Annotated in this window: 12 protein-coding genes; 2 read left to right on the forward strand and 10 right to left on the reverse strand. The window is 53.2% G+C overall.

Features of this window, described 5'->3' with window-relative positions; genetic code table 11:
- From baeS to HEP82_RS06840, 6 genes are all read right to left on the reverse strand, one after another.
- Complete coding sequence (gene baeS / locus HEP82_RS06815; protein WP_192457396.1) at positions 1-1362, reverse strand: envelope stress sensor histidine kinase BaeS; 1362 nt, start codon at positions 1360-1362, stop codon at positions 1-3.
- A gap of 8 nt (positions 1363-1370) precedes the next feature.
- Complete coding sequence (gene mdtD, locus HEP82_RS06820) at positions 1371-2774, reverse strand: MFS transporter (protein WP_192457397.1); 1404 nt, start codon at positions 2772-2774, stop codon at positions 1371-1373.
- 92 nt (positions 2775-2866) lie between these two features.
- Positions 2867-5959 carry a multidrug efflux RND transporter permease subunit MdtC gene (mdtC, locus tag HEP82_RS06825; RefSeq protein ID WP_192457398.1) on the reverse strand — a complete coding sequence of 1031 codons (3093 nt, stop codon included), beginning with the start codon at positions 5957-5959 and terminating at the stop codon, positions 2867-2869.
- Positions 5956-9078: an MdtB/MuxB family multidrug efflux RND transporter permease subunit gene (locus tag HEP82_RS06830; RefSeq protein WP_192457399.1), complete on the reverse strand. Its 3123-nt coding sequence runs from the start codon at positions 9076-9078 to the stop codon at positions 5956-5958. The genes mdtC and HEP82_RS06830 overlap by 4 nt, the downstream gene beginning before the upstream one ends.
- Positions 9078-10313: an MdtA/MuxA family multidrug efflux RND transporter periplasmic adaptor subunit gene (locus tag HEP82_RS06835; RefSeq protein ID WP_192457400.1), complete on the reverse strand. Its 1236-nt coding sequence runs from the start codon at positions 10311-10313 to the stop codon at positions 9078-9080. Before HEP82_RS06835 ends, HEP82_RS06830 begins: the two co-directional genes overlap by 1 nt.
- Before the next feature lie 206 nt (positions 10314-10519).
- Positions 10520-11704 carry a NupC/NupG family nucleoside CNT transporter gene (locus tag HEP82_RS06840; RefSeq protein WP_015854383.1) on the reverse strand — a complete coding sequence of 395 codons (1185 nt, stop codon included), beginning with the start codon at positions 11702-11704 and terminating at the stop codon, positions 10520-10522.
- Between the two features lie 242 nt (positions 11705-11946).
- Between HEP82_RS06840 and HEP82_RS06845 the strand changes: the two genes are divergently transcribed.
- Positions 11947-12912, forward strand: coding sequence for an aldo/keto reductase (locus HEP82_RS06845; RefSeq protein ID WP_192457401.1), 966 nt, complete (start codon positions 11947-11949; stop codon positions 12910-12912).
- A gap of 351 nt (positions 12913-13263) precedes the next feature.
- Here the strand turns inward: HEP82_RS06845 and ompA are convergent, their stop codons facing one another.
- Both ompA and sulA read right to left on the reverse strand, forming a co-directional pair.
- Complete coding sequence (ompA, locus tag HEP82_RS06850; protein WP_192457402.1) at positions 13264-14334, reverse strand: porin OmpA; 1071 nt, start codon at positions 14332-14334, stop codon at positions 13264-13266.
- 364 nt (positions 14335-14698) lie between these two features.
- Positions 14699-15193, reverse strand: coding sequence for an SOS-induced cell division inhibitor SulA (gene sulA, locus HEP82_RS06855; protein ID WP_192457403.1), 495 nt, complete (start codon positions 15191-15193; stop codon positions 14699-14701).
- Positions 15194-15411: 218 nt separating this feature from the next.
- Between sulA and HEP82_RS06860 the strand changes: the two genes are divergently transcribed.
- Positions 15412-16038 (forward strand): TfoX/Sxy family DNA transformation protein, encoded by a 627-nt coding sequence (locus HEP82_RS06860; RefSeq protein ID WP_192457404.1) that lies wholly within the window; start codon positions 15412-15414, stop codon positions 16036-16038.
- 96 nt (positions 16039-16134) lie between these two features.
- On the opposite strand, the gene yccS is transcribed toward HEP82_RS06860, so the two are convergent.
- Entirely contained in the window at positions 16135-18300 is a 2166-nt protein-coding gene (gene yccS, locus HEP82_RS06865; protein ID WP_192457405.1) for a YccS family putative transporter, read from the reverse strand.
- A gap of 8 nt (positions 18301-18308) precedes the next feature.
- Entirely contained in the window at positions 18309-18755 is a 447-nt protein-coding gene (locus HEP82_RS06870; protein ID WP_192457406.1) for a YccF domain-containing protein, read from the reverse strand.
- Positions 18756-18872 lie beyond the last annotated feature (117 nt).

Consider the following 18872-nt stretch of genomic DNA (forward strand, 5'->3'; position numbering starts at 1 on the left):
TCAGCGCGTATGCAATGGGAGTTCGACGGTAATTTGTACGCCGCCGAGCGGTGAGTGTGCGGCGTAAAGCCGGCCGTTATGCGCTTCGACGATATTGGCGCAGATGGCGAGCCCCAGCCCTGAGCCGCCACTGGCGCGGTTACGGGAGTTTTCCGCACGATAAAAACGTTCAAAAATCAGCGATAGCTGCTCGTCGGTGATACCGGGGGCGCTGTCGCGCCAGTGGATCATCAACTGCTGAGGATGCCACTCTGTTTCCACTTCCAGCAGACCGTGATCGTCAGTATAGCGCAGGCTGTTTTCCAGCAGATTGTTAAACAACTGACTAAGCCGATCCGGATCGCCGAATACAGTGCTCTCGTCGACGCCGAAACGTGTCGTCAGCGTGATGCCTTTGTGCTGAAAACGCTCCCGGTAGAGCGCCACGGATTGCTGCAACAAGTCGATGACCGTCACTGGCATTTTGCGGTAGGCCAGCGCACCCAGATCAGACAACGACAGTTGATGCAGGTCATTTACCAGCTTGGTCAGGATTTCCACTTCCATCTGCAACGAATGAAACGCGGAGGCGTCGGGGCGTCGGACACCGTCTTGCAGCGCTTCCAGCTCACCGCGCAATACTGCCAGCGGTGTGCGCAACTCATGGGAAACATCCGCCATGAACGCCCGGCGCGACTGTTCGTTTTTTTCCAGTGCGGACGCCAGTTGGTTAAAATCCTGTGCCAGACGCCCCAACTCATCGCGGCCGCTGGCGGTCACTCGGGCGCTGAAATTTCCTCCCGCCAATTGATGGATGCCGTCCACCAGCCGTTTTACCGGCGCCAACAAACCGCGAGACATCAGCCAGGTGACGACGATGGCCAGCAGTGTAGAGAAAGCGACAATCAACCAACTGGTACGCTGTTGCTGACTATCGAAGCTGATATCCGCATTACGGGTCAGGCCATCGATCGGCGCACTGACCATCCAGCCGACGGTCTGATTTTTGTAACGGAAAGGTTGCCAACTGCTGCCTGCCGGAATCGCTATCGGCGGCCCAAGCAGACGTTGATCATTGGTGTCCATGACCCAGAATCGGGTTCGCCAACCATGTAGCGCCCCATCGTTGCTTTGTTCCAGCGAGCGGATCATGGAAAAAATGCCGCGTTCGTTATTCCGCAAAAACTCCCAACTGCCGTGTTGCTGATACTGTTCTTCCACTAACCCTTTAAGCTGCGTGATGCGCTGCTCATTGCTGCGGCGGATATAGTCGATGAAACCTTTTTCAAAACTCATCCGCACGCCAAAATGCATGATGATCAGCACCAGCATGCTGGTGATGAAGATAGCGAGAAACTGTCTGGCGGCGATTCCGAATTTCATGGTGGGCCTCATGAACGACGCGGCAAAGTTGCCTGTTGCAGAATGTCGGCGGGCGCCCGGCTGAATATTAACGCCGGAAACGCCATGACGGCCGCCATACACAAATAGGTATAGAGGAAGATGATATTGGTTTCCGTCGTTCCGGCGACCAGATGCTGGTGTGCGAACAGCCCCAGTAGCAGGCCGGCGATACTGACCCCCATGCTGGTGGACAACTGCATCGACATTGATAGCAGGCTGTTGCCGCCGCTGGCGAGGTCATCCGGCAAGTCTTTCAACGTCAGGGTATTCATGGTGGAGAAACGGATGCCGTTGACCATACCGACCATAAACAACACGCAAGGCATCAGCCAGCGCCAGTTCATCATCGCCACCAGCGCGAACAGTAGAGATGCGATCGCCAACGTCAGCGTCGAGACGATCAGCACGTTGCGATACCCGAAACGGTTGACGATCTTCACCACCAATCGTTTCATCCCCATATTGCCCATCACCAGCGGGATCATCATCAGACCGGCATGGAACGGCGAATAACCCAGGCCGAGTTGCAGGAAGACCGGCGTCATAAAGGGCAACATGCCGCTGCCGATGCGCGCCAGCCAGCCGCCGAACAACCCGATGGTAAAGCTATGGGTGTTGAACAATCGCAGGTTGAACAGCGCCTGTTCGTTGTGTCTGGCGTGCAGCCAGTAGCCCGCCAGCGCCAGGCTGCCGGTGCCGATCAACGCGGTGATCATCGCAGGCGAAAAACCCAGGCTTTTTTGCCCATCCAACGCCAGCGTCAGGGTTGCCATACAGATGACTAAACAGAAAAAACCACGCAGGTCGAAGCGTCGAGCGGGCATGGTGAAATTGGGCATCAGCAGCCCGGTGGCGATGGCGCCGATAATGCCCACCGGAATATTGATCAGGAAGATCCAGTGCCAACTGGCGTACTGCACCAGAAAACCGCCGAGCGACGGCCCCATCAATGGGCCGATTTGCCCAGGTAGGGTCACGAAGGTCATCGCCGCCATGTACTGATCTCTGGGCACCAATTTCATCACGGTCAACCGGCCGATGGGCACCATCATCGCGCCGCCAAACCCTTGCACTACGCGCGATAGCAACAGTTCGTTGAGGCTTTCCGAACGGGCGCACAGCAGCGAGCCGAGGCTGAACAACAGGATGGCGGATAAAAATACATTGCGCACGCCAAGTCTATCCGCCAGCCAACCGCTGGCGGGCAGTACCATGGCGACGGTCAGCACATAGGCGACAATCACCGCATGCATATGTAGTGGACTTTCGTTTAGGCTGACCGCCATCGACGGTAATGCCGTGTTGACGATGGTGGTATCCAGTGTCTGCATGAAAAAGCCGAAGGCCACGATCCACAGTTGCCAGCGAACGGCAGCAGGCGAGTCGGTCATGGATGGGAATACTCCTTGGGTCATATCATTCATGGTAAACAGACGCCGGGCAATCCCGGCGTCTGTGCTGGCGGCTAATGGCCCTTAGCTCGCTATTCGCCGGGCTCGACCTGGGTGAGCCCGGTTTCGGTCTGTGTGCCGGAACGCCGACGCAGACGATCGAAAAACAGATAAACCACCGGCGTCGTATACAGTGTCAGCAACTGGCTCATCACCAGCCCGCCGACAATCGTGATTCCCAGCGGCTGCCGCAGTTCCGCGCCGTCGCCGCTGCCCAGTACCAGCGGCAGTGCGCCGAACAGCGCCGCCATGGTGGTCATCATGATCGGCCGGAAACGCAACATGCAGGCGCGGAAAATCGCCTCCTGTGCCGACAATTTGCCCTCACGCTGCGCCACCTGAGCAAAATCCACCATCATGATGGCGTTCTTCTTCACAATCCCGATCAGCAACATGATACCGATGAGCGCAATCAGGCTGAACGGTTTGCCGAACAGTTCCAGCGCCATCAGCGCGCCCACGCCGGCGGAGGGCAGGGTGGAGAGGATCGTCAGCGGGTGGATGTAGTTTTCGTACAGAATTCCCAGCACGATATACACCGTAATGATCGCGGCGATGATCAGGATCACCTGAGAATGCTGAGACTGCTGGAACGCCAGCGCGGTACCGGCGAATTGACCACGGATCGAAGAGGGCACCCCCAGCGCGGTCATGGTGCGTTGGATGGCGTCGGTCGCGTCCGACAGGCTGGCGCCTTCCGGCAGGTTGAAGGCAATGGTGGCCGCTGCCGACAACCCTTGATGGTTAACCGCCAGCGGCGTGTTGGCCGGCCGCCAGTGGGCGAAAAACGACAGCGGTATCGGTTTGCCATCACTGTTGATCACAAACATTTTTTCCAGTGATGAAGGATCCTGGGTGTAGGCGGAGTCCACCTCCATCACCACTTTGTACTGGTTCATCGGCTGGTAAATGGTGGAGATCTGGCGCTGACCGAAGGCGTCATTCAACAAGGCGTTGACGCTGGCAACGCTGATGCCGAGACGTGCGATGGCGTCACGATCGTATTCCAGCATCATTTCCGCCCCTTTATCCTGCTGATCGGAACTGACGTCGGCCAGTTGCGGCAATTTACTCAGTGCGGCGCGAATTTTAGGCTCCCAACTGCGCAGTACCGCCAGATCATCGGACAACAGGGAGTATTGATAGCCAGCGTTGGCTTCGCGGCCGCCGATACGTACATCCTGTACCGCCATCAGATACAGGTTGGCGCCCGGTTCTTTCGAGAGTTTTTCGCGTAGACGGGAAATCACCTGCTGGGCGGTGACGTCGCGTTCGGATAAGGGCTTGAGACTGATAAACATCGAGCCGCTATTGGTACGCATCCCGCCGGTAAAGCCAGTGACATTATCTACCGCCGGATCGTCCCGCACGATTTTCATAAAGTCCTGCAACTTGCCCTTCATCGCCTGGAACGAAATGCTCTGATCCGCCTGGATGAACCCCATCAGGCGCCCGGTGTCCTGCTCCGGGAAAAAAGTCTTGGGAATGCTGATGTACAGCCAGACACTCAGCGCGATGGTACCCAGCAGCACCATCAGAACCCAGCGCGAGTGATTCAATACCCATTGCAGCGAACGGCCATAGCCTTGCTGCACGCTCAACAGCACGCGGTTGAAACCGCGCTTGCGCGGCTGGCTGCGCGCCGGGTGGGCACGTAGCAGACGGGAGCACATCATGGGCGTCAGAGTGATGGACACCAGCAGAGAGATCAGGATCGCGACCGACAGTGTGACAGAAAATTCGCGAAACAGGCGCCCCGGCAGCCCACTCATCAATAACAGCGGAATAAACACTGCGATCAGCGACAGGCTCATGGACACCACGGTAAAACCCACTTCCCGCACCCCTTGCAGCGACGCCTGCAACGGTTTCATACCGGCTTCGATGTGGCGGGAAATGTTTTCCAGCACGACGATAGCGTCATCCACCACAAAGCCGGTGGCGACGGTCAGCGCCATCAACGATAAGTTGTTGAGGCTGAAACCGCAGAGATACATGGCGGCAAATGTACCGATCAGCGACACCGGCACGGCGATGGCCGGTATCAGCGTGGCGCGGCCGGAACGCAGGAACAGAAACACCACCAGAATCACCAGCGAAACGGCGATCGTTAGCGAGCGCTCTACGTCACGTAGTGACGCACGAATCGTGGGGGAACGATCCTGCGCGACCTCCATGTTGATGGACGCGGGCAACAGTGTGCGTAATTCCGGCAATGAGGCGCGGATATTATCGACGGTGGAGATGATATTGGCGTCCGGCGCGCGTCGGATCAGGATCAACACCGCCGGTTTGGCGTTGGTCATCCCGGCGTTCAGGACGTTCTGTACCGAATCCCTGACGCCGGCGACATCGCTCAGACGTACCGGCGCGCCATTGTTGTAATGAACAATCAACGAACGATAGGCATCGGCGGTCTTCAGTTCATCGTTGGTCTGAATCTGGTAGTGGATGTCGCCGCTGTCCAGACTCCCTACCGGCTGACGCACGTTGGCCTGAGCGATGGACTGGCGGACTTCATCCAGCGATACCCCCTGATTGAACAACGCCTGTGGGTTCAGCGATACCCGAACGGCGGGCAGGGAACTGCCGCCGATGGTGACATCGCCGACCCCTTCGATTTGCGAGACGCGCTGGGCGATTTGGGTGGAGGCGTAGTCATAAAGCTGGCCTGGGCCGTAGGTATCGGAGGTCAGCGTCAGAATCACGATCGGCGCATCGGACGGATTGACTTTGCGATAGTAGGGGCGGCTCGCCATGTTGCTGGGCAATAAGCTTTGCGCGGCGTTGATGGCGGCCTGGACATCGCGGGCGGCGCCGTTGATATCACGATCCAGGGCAAATTGCAGAATGATGCGGGTACTGCCCAGCGAACTCATGGAGGTCATTTCATTGATGCCGGCAATACGCCCCAGTGATCGTTCCAGCGGTGTCGCCACCGATGACGCCATGGTTTCCGGCGAGGCGCCCGACAAGGTTGCCGTCACTGCAATCACCGGAAAATCCACCTGGGGCAGCGGCGATACCGGCAATAGTCGGTAGCCAAGCACGCCGCACAGGGTAATCGCCAGCGCCAACAGCGTGGTGGCGACCGGCCGTTGGATGAACAGTGCGAAGAACTTCACTGCGCCTCTCCTTCCTGCGGGCGGGTACGGCGTAGACGATGCGCCAGGCGATCAAACAGCAGATAGATCACCGGCGTCGTGAACAATGTCAGCACCTGGCTCATCACCAGCCCGCCGACCATACAGATCCCCAACGGACGCCGCAGTTCGGCGCCGACGCCGGTGCTGAACATCAAGGGGACGGCGCTGAGCAGTGCCGCCATGGTGGTCATCAGAATCGGGCGGAAACGCAACAGACACGCCTGATAGATCGCCTGATACGGGCTCATGCCTTGCTCACGCTCGGCGGCCAGCGCAAAGTCGATCATCATGATGGCGTTTTTCTTCACGATACCGATCAGCAAAATAATGCCGATGATGGCGATGATGTTCAGATCGCTGCCCGAAATCATCAGCGCCAGCAAGGCACCGACGCCCGCAGTGGGCAGCGTGGACAGGATAGTGACCGGATGGATAAAGCTTTCGTACAAGACGCCCAAGACGATGTACATCGCCACGATCGCCGCCACGACCAGCCAGATGGTGCTGGTCAGCGCAGCCTGGAACGCCAGCGTGCTGCCCTGGAAGCGGGTGATGATATCCGACGGCAATTGCATCTGCTGTTGGGTGGTTTCAATCGCCTTGACGGCATCACCCAGCGCATAACCCGGTGCGACGTTGAAAGAGATGGTGCTGGACGGGAACTGGTCGATATGGTTGACCGCCAGCGTACCTTTGCGCTCTTCAATCGTCGCAATGCTATCCAACGGTACGACGCCGCCGGCACTGTTCACCAACCGGATATCGTGCAACGGATCCAGCCCGGTTTTGCTGGGTGAGTGCTGTTCCAGTACCACGCGATATTGGTTGGATTGGGTATAGATGGTGGAAATCAGCCGCTGGCCGAAGGCGTTATACAGGGCGCTGTCGATCTGCGACATGGTAATGCCCAGCCGGCTGGCATTGTCGCGGTCAACCTTGACGTAAGCTACCGCGGCGCCGTCTTGCCAGTCGCTGCTGACATCCTGTAATTGCGGCAGTTTTTGTAGCTCAGCGGTCAGCTTGGGTACCCAGACGCCCAATTCATCCAGTGACATGGTTTGCAAGGTGAACTGGTATTGGGTGCGGCTGACCTGGGTGTCGATAGTCAGGTCTTGTACCGGTTGCAGATAGAGTTGAACGCCGGGAATCGCGGCGGCTTGTTGTTGCAATCGATCGATGATGGTTTGTACGCGCTCACTGCGTTCGCTGAACGGCTTGAGGTTAATCTGCAGGCGACCGCTATTGAGCGATGGGTTGGTGCCATCAACGCCGATGAATGACGAGACGCTCTCGACGGTCGGATCTTTCAGGATGGCTTCGGTGACTTGATGTTGCTTGTCCACCATGCTGTTAAACGAGATCGTCTGCGCCGCTTGCACCGTGCCCTGGATGATACCGTTGTCCTGAATCGGGAAAAATCCTTTGGGGATGACGATATACAGCAGAACGGTTAATACCAGCGTGCCGATAGCCACGCTAAGCGTTATCCACGGATGGCTGAGTACCCGTGTCAGGCCACGACCGTAAGCGGCAATTACCCAGTCGAAGAAACGTTCACTGGCACGAGTAAACCTGTTTTGATGAGCCAGCGCTTCATGATTGAGTAAGCGAGCGCACATCATGGGCGTCAACGTCAGCGAAACGATCGCGGAGATCAGAATCGAGACGGCCAGGGTGACGGCGAACTCACGGAACAGTCGGCCGATGATATCGCCCATGAACAGCAGCGGGATCAGCACAGCGATCAGCGAGAAGGTCAGTGAAATAATTGTAAAGCCAATCTCTCCGGCGCCTTTCAGCGCCGCATCCAGCGGTTTTTCGCCTTTTTCGATATAGCGGGCGATGTTCTCGATCACGACGATCGCATCATCCACCACGAAGCCGGTGGCGATGGTCAGCGCCATTAACGTTAGGTTATTAACGGAAAACCCGAGGAAGTACATGGCGGCAAAGGTGCCCACCAGCGACAGCGGCACGGCGATGCTGGGGATCAGCGTCGCTACCGCATTGCGCAGAAACAGGTAAATCACCATCACCACCAGCGCGATCGCCAACAGCAGTTCGAATTGAACATCGTCTACCGAGGCGCGAATGGTGGTTGTGCGATCCGCCAGCAGCGTGACATTGACGGATTTGGGTAAGCTGGCTTGCAAGGTCGGCAACAGATTACGGATATGATCCGCAGTGGCGATAACATTGGCGCCCGGCTGCCGTTGAATATTGAGAATGATGGCCTGATTTTGATTAGCCCAGGCTGCCAGTTTGGTGTTTTCCGGCGCCTGTTCGACGGTGGCGACATCCTGTAGCCGTACCGGGGCGTTGTTCTTCCAGGTGATAATCAACTGGCGGTAGTCATCCACCGAACGAATTTGGTCGTTGGCGGACAGTGTGACCGAACGGGTCGGGCCATCAAAACTGCCTTTCGGCGTGTTGACGTTGGCGGCGGTAATGGCAGTACGCACCGATTCGCTGCTCAGCCCGAAGGAAGCCAGCGCGCCCGCATTCAGCTTCACCCGTACTGACGGTCGTTGGCCGCCCGCCAGTGTCACCAGACCTACCCCTTCGACCTGGGAGATTTTCTGCGCGATGCGGGTTTCAAGCATATCCTGCACCTGCGTCATGGGCATGGCGGTGGACGTGACCGCCAGCGTCATGATCGGCGGATCCGCCGGGTTGACTTTGTTGTAAGTCGGCGGGAAGGGCAGGTCGGTCGGCAGCAGATTAGTGGCGGCATTGATCGCCGCCTGAACATCCTGCTCCGCGACGTCCAGCGACAGCGAAAGCTGGAATTGCAGTGTGATGACGGATGCGCCCGCAGAACTCTGGCTCGACATCTGTTTGAGCCCGGACATGCTGCCGAACTGGTGTTCAAGCGGCGCAGTGACCGACGAGGTCATGACATCCGGGCTGGCGCCTGGATAGAGCGTCACAACCTGGATGGTCGGGTAATCGACTTCGGGCAGCGCGGATACCGGCAGTGCGCGGTACCCCACCAGACCCGCCAGCAGAATGGCGACCATCAGCAGGGTGGTGGCGACCGGCCTGAGGATAAACAGGCGCGACGGGCCGCCGCCGTGAATCGGCGAGCTTTCCTGCATCAGGATTTCTCCGCTTTACGCTGACGTTTTTCACCGCTGGCGGTGGCCTGGGCATCGGGTTTTTCGGGCGACAGCACTTCAACGCGCGCCCCTTCGGTCAGTTTGTCGATACCATCCGTCACGACGCGCTCACCGGCATTAAGCCCGCTGGTGACGACGGTTTGTTGGCCGTACTGGATGCCGGTAACGATCATGTGTTTGCTGACCTGATCTTTGTCGTTCAGTACCCAGATAAAGCGTCCGTCATTACCCATCTGAATCGCCGACGACGGGGCTACCACCACATTCTGCAAGGTATCCACCTTGATGCGGATGTTGACGAACTGATTGGGAAACAGGGCATCGTCCTGATTGTCGAACCGAGCTTTTAGCTTGATGGTGCCGGTGGTGCTGTCGATCTGGTTGTCCATGCTCAGCAGGGATCCCTGCGAGAGCATTTTCTGATTGGCGCGATCCCAGGCTTCAACCGGCACCGGTTGCCCGGATTTCTGCGCTTTCAAGACAGTGGCGATATCCCCTTCTGGCAGCGTAAACACCGTATCGATCGGGTGTGTTTGCGTCAGTACCAGTAAGGTGGTGGTGCTGGTGATGTAGTTACCGACATCGACCTGGCGTAACCCGACCCGACCGCTGATTGGCGCCGTAATCCGACTGTAGTCCAGTTGCAGTTGAGCACTGGCGACCGACCCCTGATCCGATTTCACGGTGGCTTCATACTGCCGTACCAGCGATTCTTGGGTATTCAACTGTTGCCCGGATACCAGACTGGTTTTGGATAGCTGCTGATAGCGCGCCAGATCCTGCCTAGCATTGACCAGCAATGCCTGATCTTTGGCCAACTGCCCTTGGGCCTGGGTCAGTTCAACCTGGAAGGGGCGAGGATCGATTTCGAGCAGGAGTTCCCCCTGCTTGACCTGTTGCCCCTCCTGGAAATGAATGGCCATCAGTTGGCCGCTGACCCGGCTGAGTAGGGTGACGGTATTGGCGGCATTTACCGTACCTAATGCAGAAAGATAGTGTGGAATCGACGCGGTGGCGGTCATAGCGGCTTGTACCGGCGGCGGCGCCATAGACCCTCGTCTACCACTCCGGCCTTGACTGGATGACTGTTGAGTGCGGCTGGCTTCTGACGATGCGGATTGTGCTGGTGTTTGATGGAAATAACGCCATGCAAAAAAAGCGGCTGCGATGGCAATGACGACTATCAATAATTTAAGGGAGCGTTTGGCATTCATAGTAATGAAATCGTGTCTCCAATGAGCACAGGCCGCTGATAAGCCTATGAAAGCTTGAGGTATGTAACGATACTAGTTTAAACAGCAACCAGCAGAACAAAAATGGAGGAAATATGGAAGATATGTCAGTGTTTGTAGAGAAAAAAAGCCCCGGCGTGGTATTTGCCGGGGCTGATTTAGAGAGCGTCAATCGGAAAAATAATTGGTTACAGTACCAGACCGGCAATAGCGGCGGAGAGCAAGCTCACCAGTGTGGAGCCATACACCAGTTTCAGACCGAAACGGGAAACGGTATTACCCTGTTTTTCATCAAGGCCTTTGATGGCGCCGGCAACAATGCCGATCGATGAGAAGTTAGCAAAAGACACCAGGAAAACGGACAGAATACCCACGCTGCGCGGAGACAGTTGGCCCGCTACTTTTTGCAGTTCCATCATGGCGACAAATTCGTTGGAAACCAGCTTGGTGGCCATAATGCCGCCGACTTGTAATGCTTCCTCTTTGGGAATGCCGACGATCCAGGCAAATGGATAGAAGACATAGCCCAATAGCTCCTGGAAGCTCAGCCCAAGAATGGTGCTGAACAGGGCGTTGACAGCGGAAATCAGCGCGATAAAGCCGATTAGCATAGCCGCGACGATAATCGCCACTTTGAAACCGGCAAGAATGTATTCCCCCAGCATTTCAAAGAAGCTCTGACCTTCATGCAGGTTGCTTAATTGCAATTCCTGTTCTTCGTCCACACGGTAGGGGTTGATCAGCGAAAGTACGACAAAGGTGCTGAACATGTTGAGTACCAGCGCTGCGACCACGTATTTGGCATCCAGCATCGACATGTAGGCGCCTACGATGGACATGGAGACGGTTGACATGGCGGTTGCTGCCATGGTGTACATCCGTTTTTCCGACATCTTGCCTAGTATGTCTTTGTAAGCGATGAAGTTTTCAGACTGGCCAAGGATCAACGAGCTGACGGCGTTAAAGGATTCCAATTTCCCCATACCGTTGACTTTGGACAGGATGGTTCCGATCAGACGAATGATGAACGGTAGAACCTTGATGTGTTGCAGGATGCCGATCAGCGCGGAGATAAATACGATGGGGCATAGCACTTTCAGGAAAAAGAACGCCAATCCCTGATCACTCATTTTACCGAAGACGAAATTGGTGCCTTCGCCGGCAAAGCTGAGCAGTTTGTCAAACAGCGATGCAAAGCCTTTTACAAAACCTAAGCCTACGTTGGAATAGAGGAAAAAATACGCTAATAGAATTTCGATAACGAGTAACTGAATAATGAATCTGACACGAATACCTTTTTTGTCACGACACACCAGTAGCGACAAGGCGGCAACAACAGCTAAGGCCAGAACGAAGTGAAGGATATTGGACATTTTTGCTCCAAACATGACTAGGGCCGATTTTTGGTCGTCATTTTATGTAACAGATGCGCCTAAAATGAGATGAACGACGCAAAAGCTGAATTATATCTTGGAAAATAACCTAAACTAAAGCCTTGGTCTCATAGCATTCGCTTTTGTCTGCCGTCTGGCATGAAATTTCATCTAACGGCACTGATCGGAAGTATAGCTGTTTCCCTTTTTTGGGAAATATGGGTTCAACAAGGAGATGGACTATGCCTGTTTCAGATGTATTCCGTGAACTTGGCCATTCGGGGATTCGCGTGCCGGTATTGACGTTTGGCGGGAATGTGTTCGGCTGGACGGTTGATGAGTCGTCATCGTTTCAGATTCTGGATGCGCTGGTCTCCGAAGGGTTGACGTTTATCGATACGGCAGATGTGTATTCAACCTGGGCGCCAGGAAATAGTGGCGGAGAATCGGAAACTATCATCGGCAATTGGTTGAAAAAACGCGGCAATCGCGACAAGGTTATTATTGCTACCAAAGTCGGTAAAAATATGGGCGAAGGTCGACACGGGCTGTCTGCCGCGTATATTCGTCAGGCGGTTGAAGCATCGTTGCGTCGTCTGCAAACCGATTATATCGATCTGTATCAATCTCACGAGGATGATAAAGAGACTCCGCTTGAGGAAACGCTTGCAGCATTCGATACGTTAATTCGGGAAGGTAAGGTTCGCGCTATTGGGGCTTCAAATTATGAAGCCGACCGTTTAGCTGAGGCATTGAAAATCAGTCGCGAAAACCATTTAGCGCGTTATGAAACATTACAGCCTGAATATAATTTATACGACCGTCGGCATTATGAAGAAACACTATCTCCCATTGTGAAGTCAGAGCAATTAGGCGTGATTGGTTATTATTCTCTCGCCAGCGGGTTTCTCTCCGGAAAATATCGTGTGCCGGAAGACGCGGTGAAAAGCCCGCGTGGCCAGGGCATCATCGCACGTTATTTGAACCCTCGCGGTTTGGCTATCCTGAATGCGCTGGAACAGGTAGCGACGGTACATAGATCGACAGCTACGCAGGTCGCTTTGGCTTGGTTGATTGCTCGTCCGGAAGTGACTTCGCCGATTGTCAGTGCGACTACGGTCGATCAGGTAAAAGAGTTGGCATCAGCGACGCGACTGACTCTAACTGCACAGGATATATCGCTGATTGATGGCGCTAGCGCCTGGTAAGCTAGGTTGACGCGGTTCTTAAATCTCATGTAGTTACACAACGAAGAAAGCAGGAAAGATGCTGCCGGCAGGGTAGGGTGTCAACAATACCGCCTAATGACTGCTTTGGGGGGCGGACTGTATTTTCAGATGAGAGACAGCATGAATACATGAGGGTGGATGTATTAGGTGGGATTGAGCCAATAGAGGGTCCGAGGCTAATTCATCCATGTTCAGATATAAAAACAGCCCTGATCAAGGGCTGTTTTTATTGCCAGCGTTAAACCACCTCCTCGGGAGGTGGTTTTTTACTGGAGTCAAACGAATGCTTGAAGATACTTATTCGCTTACTCGTCGGGTATTGACGAAAACTTAAGCCTGAGGCTGAGTTACAACGTCTTTGATACCTTTAACTTCGATTTCTACGCGACGATCCGGGGCCAGACAATCGATCAGTGCAGCACGAGCTTTCACGTTAGCACAGGTGGAACCGCTGACCGGATTCGCTTTACCCATACCGCGAGCAGAGATCTTGTTAGCTGGAACGCCTTTGTGAACCAGGTAATCAACAACGCTCTGCGCACGTTTGGTAGACAGTGCCTGGTTGTACTGATCAGAACCCAGACGGTCCGTGAAGCCCAGAACAACTACGGAACCATCTTTCGGATCGATAGTGCTTAACTGGGTATACAACTGATCCAGAGAACGCTGACCTTCAGGTTTCAGAGTCGCTTTGTTGAAGTTAAACAACACATCAGATTTCAGCGTGAAACGTTTGGTCTGCACAACAGGTGCCGGGGCTGGGGTCGGCGCTGGAGCCGGTGCCGGGGCAACGATCGGTGCCGGAGCTTCCTGACCGAAACGGTAAGAAACACCTACACTTAGCAGGCCATTATCAGGACGACCACCTACAGTGGAAGCATCACCGATATTGTTCACCCACTGGTAATCCAGACGTGTAGCCCAGTTTTTGGTGATAGCGTATTCAACACCCACTGCAGCCAAAGGAGAAACACCGGTGTCGTGACCGCTATTGCCAGAAACGTCGTCATGGCTATCTGCACGCCATACGAAACCACCCAGACGAGTATAAACATCCAGATCGTCAACAATCGGATAACTCAGCTTAGCGGCTAATTGAACGCCTTGAGCTTTGAAATTGCCACGGTTTACGCCGGTATATTTCATACGGCCAAGCCAATCGTAGCCCATCTCAAAACCTAAATAAGGGTTAGCCTGGTAACCACCGAATACACCAGCACCCAGTTGATTTTCCTGCGCATCGTTGGTGGTCTGATAACCACTGCCGTTCAGGCCTGTATCGTGGAACTGAGACCAGCCCAGTTTACCGCCTGCGTACCAGGTGTTATCGTTCGGTGCGGCTTGCGCTACGGTAGCAAAGCCAGCCACTGCCACTGCTATCGCGATAGCTGTTTTTTTCATTTTTACGCCTCATTATCATCCAAACTGGCAATTGGTTTTCAGATCCAATGTGCCCTTGGTTAAAATTCTTGTTGGAGGTACTGCCCTTATATTATTACACATCATCAGTAACCTGACGTTATATGAGGAAGGGCAACTCCAGCGTGCTAAAGTCTACAACGTGGTGAGAAAGTTACAAGCGTGATGTGATGTGAGTTCTGAAAAAGCTAGTAGAACATACATATTTATTAACAAATAATAGATAATTTTGGCAGTTTGCGTGGTCTAATTTCTTATTTTCAAAATCCGCAACAAGACTATGAATGCTATTTTGCTGTGAATTTTTTCATTCAAACCCATTCCGATGAGAAAATTCTTAATTTATTCAATGATACAGCCGCGAGTGAATTTTCAGTGTGGAAAATGGCCTTTCAATTGATTTTTCCTCTGAGCGAATAATAAATCCATAGGTATTTCCATGTTGTGCCGCATGACGTAATCGCATTTTTTGTTCATCACTCACTTCAGTATTTAACCAGCACAACACCACACTGTAATTTCCTGTTATTAGCGCTTTTTCCATGGCATCGACGATATAAGCCGGATCAAGATGATGGAACGCTATCATCTTATTCAGTGGAAGACCTGACTGCTGTAACCAGGGACGACTGAGTTTCTGTTGTGGCGATAACCACAATAACCAGCGAGACTGCATTCCCAACTGCTGTAGTAGAGGTAGCAACAACGGAGCAAATACAGGCTGTTCACCCCCATAAACAATTTCACTGATAACACCGCAGCCTGGTGAAATGGAAGGTATCTGCTGCCCTTGATGGGGGGCCTGAAAAAACGGACGAGAGTGAATGGTTTGATGGCGCATGATTTTCTGCCTCACAGTGATACTGTATGTGTGTACAGTATCTGTTGTGTGAGCAAAGATCAACCGTAATTTCTGAAAGCGCTTCGCATAATCTGATCGTAACCGTATGAATAACACGTTTTGTATTTGATGTGAGAGTTTTGCTGTGATTAATTAATTGTTAATTTTGTTAATGTTTTTAAAAAGCAGGAATGTCCTTTCAATACAAGGAATAAGTAATGAAAAAGTTATGTGAAAAGAGGATTTTGCAGTCTAAAACGGTGCTTGCACCTTTGGGAAAAATAACATCTCGCTCCCAGTTTGGCGGTTATAGTATCGCGGCTAATCAGGTTATTTTTGCATTGGTGGCTCATGGCGAGCTTTATCTGCGAGCCTCAAAGTTAAACGAACACCTGTTTCAGGGCCGTCAGATGCCAGGCTTGATTTATACCAAGAGAGGCATTCCTATTCCGCTTAATTACTATTTGGTTGACGATGCTCTGTGGCAAAGCGAGCAAACGTTGCTGGAGTTGGCGCGTTTTTCCCTGCAAGGCGCCAATAACGATAAAATCGCCAAGGTACAATCTGCCCGTCTAAAGGATTTGCCAAACCTCAACCATGGTCTTGAACGCCTGCTTTGGAAAGCAGGTATTAAAAATATTGACGATCTGCGTCAACTGGGTGCCAAAAGTTGCTATCTGCGGATGAGAGCGGTCAAACAAAATCTCAGCGTCAATATATTGCTGGCTCTGGCCGGAGCGATTTGCGGCATACATCAGGCAGCATTGCCCGCAGTTATGCGACGAGAACTGCTGGAATGGTACGAAAGTAATCAACCTCACTCGAACAAACGGCATAAACACTGATTGCGTCGGCATGATATGCGCTTGCCCACAGTATTCTGGTATTCCTGTGGGCAAGCGCATAGCGTATGAACGATCGATAAGAAGTTAAAGCGTCAATTAACTCTGTGCTTGAGTTTGTGTTTCTTCCGCCAGTATTTCATTTTTCAACTGTGTCAACTCAGGAAGCAAACTGATAATCAAACGTATCTGCTGCAGCACCAGTTGCTCTTTGCTGTCCTGCTCTGGAGCATGATCGCGGAGGCGTTGTTCCAATATCTGGCGTTCTCCGGCCAGCTTTGGCTGGTACTGCGTATCCTGATATAAGGCGTCTTCTACGTAGCAAACGGCATCATTTAGAAGCTGCAAAACGTCTGGCGAGGTGATGCGTTCACGATGTGAGCCTAGCGTCGAGATGTAACTCAGGAAAGTATGGTTGAGGCACATTAACCGGAAAGCCCGTTCCATTCCTTCTGATGAGGTATGAGGCTCGGCGGACATATTGGCGATAACTGATGCCAGTTCTGCATCGCTGTTATGGGCATCCCGACGGGCTACCCGATAGGAAAGGCCATTATCTTTGCCCTGGTGATATTGCACCATAATGGCATCCAGATAACGGCAGTTGCTGTTCAATACTTTACTAATGACGGCCGGCAATCCCCGGAATCGCCAGTCGGGCCAGATAAAACTCACCGCTGCCCAAGCTATACCACATCCAAGTAAAGTATCGATGACCCGTGGAAGCGCCACGTCGAAACCTTCCCCCAACAGATTGAAACACATCAAAACCAACAGGGTGATGAACAAGGTCGCCTGCGCATACTGTACGGTACGCAGCGCAAAGAACAGAACCCCGCTGATGACGATCAAGAGCAATTGTCCTTCAATAGACGGGACGAAGTAGAGCAATGGAACACCAATTAGCACCCCGGCCAGTGTCCCGATAATGCGTAAGGCCAGACGACGGCGGGTCGCGCTGTAATTGGGTTGGCAGACAAACAGACTGGTCAGCAGGATCCAGTAACCATGTTGCAGCCCGGAGAATTGAATAAACGCATAGCCGGCGCACAGAACCAGCGACATACGAACAGCATGGCGGAACAGCGCGGATTTTGGCGTCAGATGACGACTGATTCGTAGTCGCACATCGCTCCAGCCGGTGATTTTATCGTCTGACAATGAACTTTCGGTGGCGAGGCTATGGTTGTGCCGTTCAAGCGTTTGTTCCGACTCTATATTGAGCAACTGTGCATCGATAGCGCGCAGATTATTAAGCAGGTAACGCAACGCTTTAGTGTGCAAAGCATCTACGCCTTGCATCGACAGCCGATCGATAGCGATATCCAACCGCGAGAATGCTTTTTCCAGACGTGCTTCGTGCTGATATTTCTGCTGCAGCAAAATGGACTGCGAGAGTTGCTGACAGGCATGGGAAAGCAGGGTTAGCAAGCGCTGAAAGCGAAAAGGAACGTCGCTATAGAGCAACGTCTGACGTAATTGTTCATATTGAATATGGGCGGAGCTGACCCGCTCATGGATATCTTGCGCGACAAAATAGTAGTGCAACGTGCGGCGTGTTCCTCGCTGGCCGCGATCGCCGCGTAATCGCGTCAACAGTGTGGCTTTGGCTTGATTCAGCATGTCCACCACTTTTCCGTTAACCATGGTGACAGCGATAAGTGTCTGGTGTGTGTCGTCATTATCAGGGTCGAACAGGGTAGACTTGGCGTCCAGATAACTGGCTAGTTGCTGATAACAACGAGCGATACTGTCCTGCAGAGGTCGAATCGGAAAAATCAAGTGGCCTGATAGCGTCAGCAGGTTGTACCAGAGTGCGCCGATAAAGAGCAAAAGTGGTTGTTGATACCAATTGGTATAGAGCGATGCGCCCAACATCGTGTAAATCGCGATCAATAACGCGCCAAAAGCGATAGTGGCATAACGCTGCCCCAGCGAGCCCAGCAGGATAAACGCCCAGGTGGAAACCGCCAGGCCGATGACGAAGAACCAAGGGTAAGGATAAAGTAGTTCGACGGAAATGGATGCAACCAGAAAACAAATCAAAGTAATCAGTAGGTTGAACAACCTGCCGGACAATCGATCATCAAGATCAGCCAACGCGGCCGCGACTACGCCCAAGGTTAATGGGATAGTGCTGGTGGGCGCTCCCAACCACCAGGGAACGATAGCGGCGCCGCTGAGCGCCAGTAGAATTCTAAGGTTATATAACCCACTACTGTTGTAGATAAAACGGCGTAAGCCAGTACCGACGTTGACGTGCACGATGATCCCTACTGATAACGTTTACGGGCATTGGCCTCTCTGGCTGCCCGGGCTTCTTCCACTGATACCACTCGTCTACCTACCGGCCAGAGTGCAATCGCAGCAATTTTGAAATTGGCGATGCCGACAGGAATACCGATGATGGTGAGACACTGGGCGATACCACTGCAGATGTGAGATAAGCACAGCCACCAGCCGAAAAAGATAAACCAAAATACGTTGAGCAGGGCTCCGCTGGCATTGCGCAGCGAATTCTTCCCATCCGGATGCAATTCATCAACATGAATGGCTTCGTTACCGTAAGGAAACAGCGACAGACGGGTGATTTCCCAACAGGAACGTGTCAATGGCAGTGTAAACACCAGAATGATGCTGATGCAGGTCGCCAATAGCCAGGCGAAGGTAGTGAAGAACCCTCCCAGCACGAAATTCAGAACATTAAGTACGCTACGCATAGTATCCCGTTACAGGTTCGAAAATTACCGTGGTAAGTGAATTATCTTACTATTAATCAGGCTATTTGAACCTGTTTTTTATGCCTGGAGCCTGAGCTGATATCGCGGTTACACTAT

The organism is Musicola keenii (genome assembly GCF_014855505.1).
Lineage (GTDB): Bacteria > Pseudomonadota > Gammaproteobacteria > Enterobacterales > Enterobacteriaceae > Musicola > Musicola paradisiaca.

What these genes read in the sequence shown, in the direction of transcription:
- baeS (WP_192457396.1), bottom strand. Translation starts at nt 1,362, where the DNA reads ATGAAATTCGGAATCGCCGCCAGACAGTTTCTCGCTATCTTCATCACC.
- mdtD (WP_192457397.1), bottom strand. Translation starts at nt 2,774, where the DNA reads ATGACCGACTCGCCTGCTGCCGTTCGCTGGCAACTGTGGATCGTGGCC.
- HEP82_RS06830 (WP_192457399.1), bottom strand. Translation starts at nt 9,078, where the DNA reads ATGCAGGAAAGCTCGCCGATTCACGGCGGCGGCCCGTCGCGCCTGTTT.
- HEP82_RS06835 (WP_192457400.1), bottom strand. Translation starts at nt 10,313, where the DNA reads ATGAATGCCAAACGCTCCCTTAAATTATTGATAGTCGTCATTGCCATC.
- HEP82_RS06840 (WP_015854383.1), bottom strand. Translation starts at nt 11,704, where the DNA reads ATGTCCAATATCCTTCACTTCGTTCTGGCCTTAGCTGTTGTTGCCGCC.
- HEP82_RS06845 (WP_192457401.1), top strand. Translation starts at nt 11,947, where the DNA reads ATGCCTGTTTCAGATGTATTCCGTGAACTTGGCCATTCGGGGATTCGC.
- ompA (WP_192457402.1), bottom strand. Translation starts at nt 14,334, where the DNA reads ATGAAAAAAACAGCTATCGCGATAGCAGTGGCAGTGGCTGGCTTTGCT.
- sulA (WP_192457403.1), bottom strand. Translation starts at nt 15,193, where the DNA reads ATGCGCCATCAAACCATTCACTCTCGTCCGTTTTTTCAGGCCCCCCAT.
- HEP82_RS06860 (WP_192457404.1), top strand. Translation starts at nt 15,412, where the DNA reads ATGAAAAAGTTATGTGAAAAGAGGATTTTGCAGTCTAAAACGGTGCTT.
- HEP82_RS06870 (WP_192457406.1), bottom strand. Translation starts at nt 18,755, where the DNA reads ATGCGTAGCGTACTTAATGTTCTGAATTTCGTGCTGGGAGGGTTCTTC.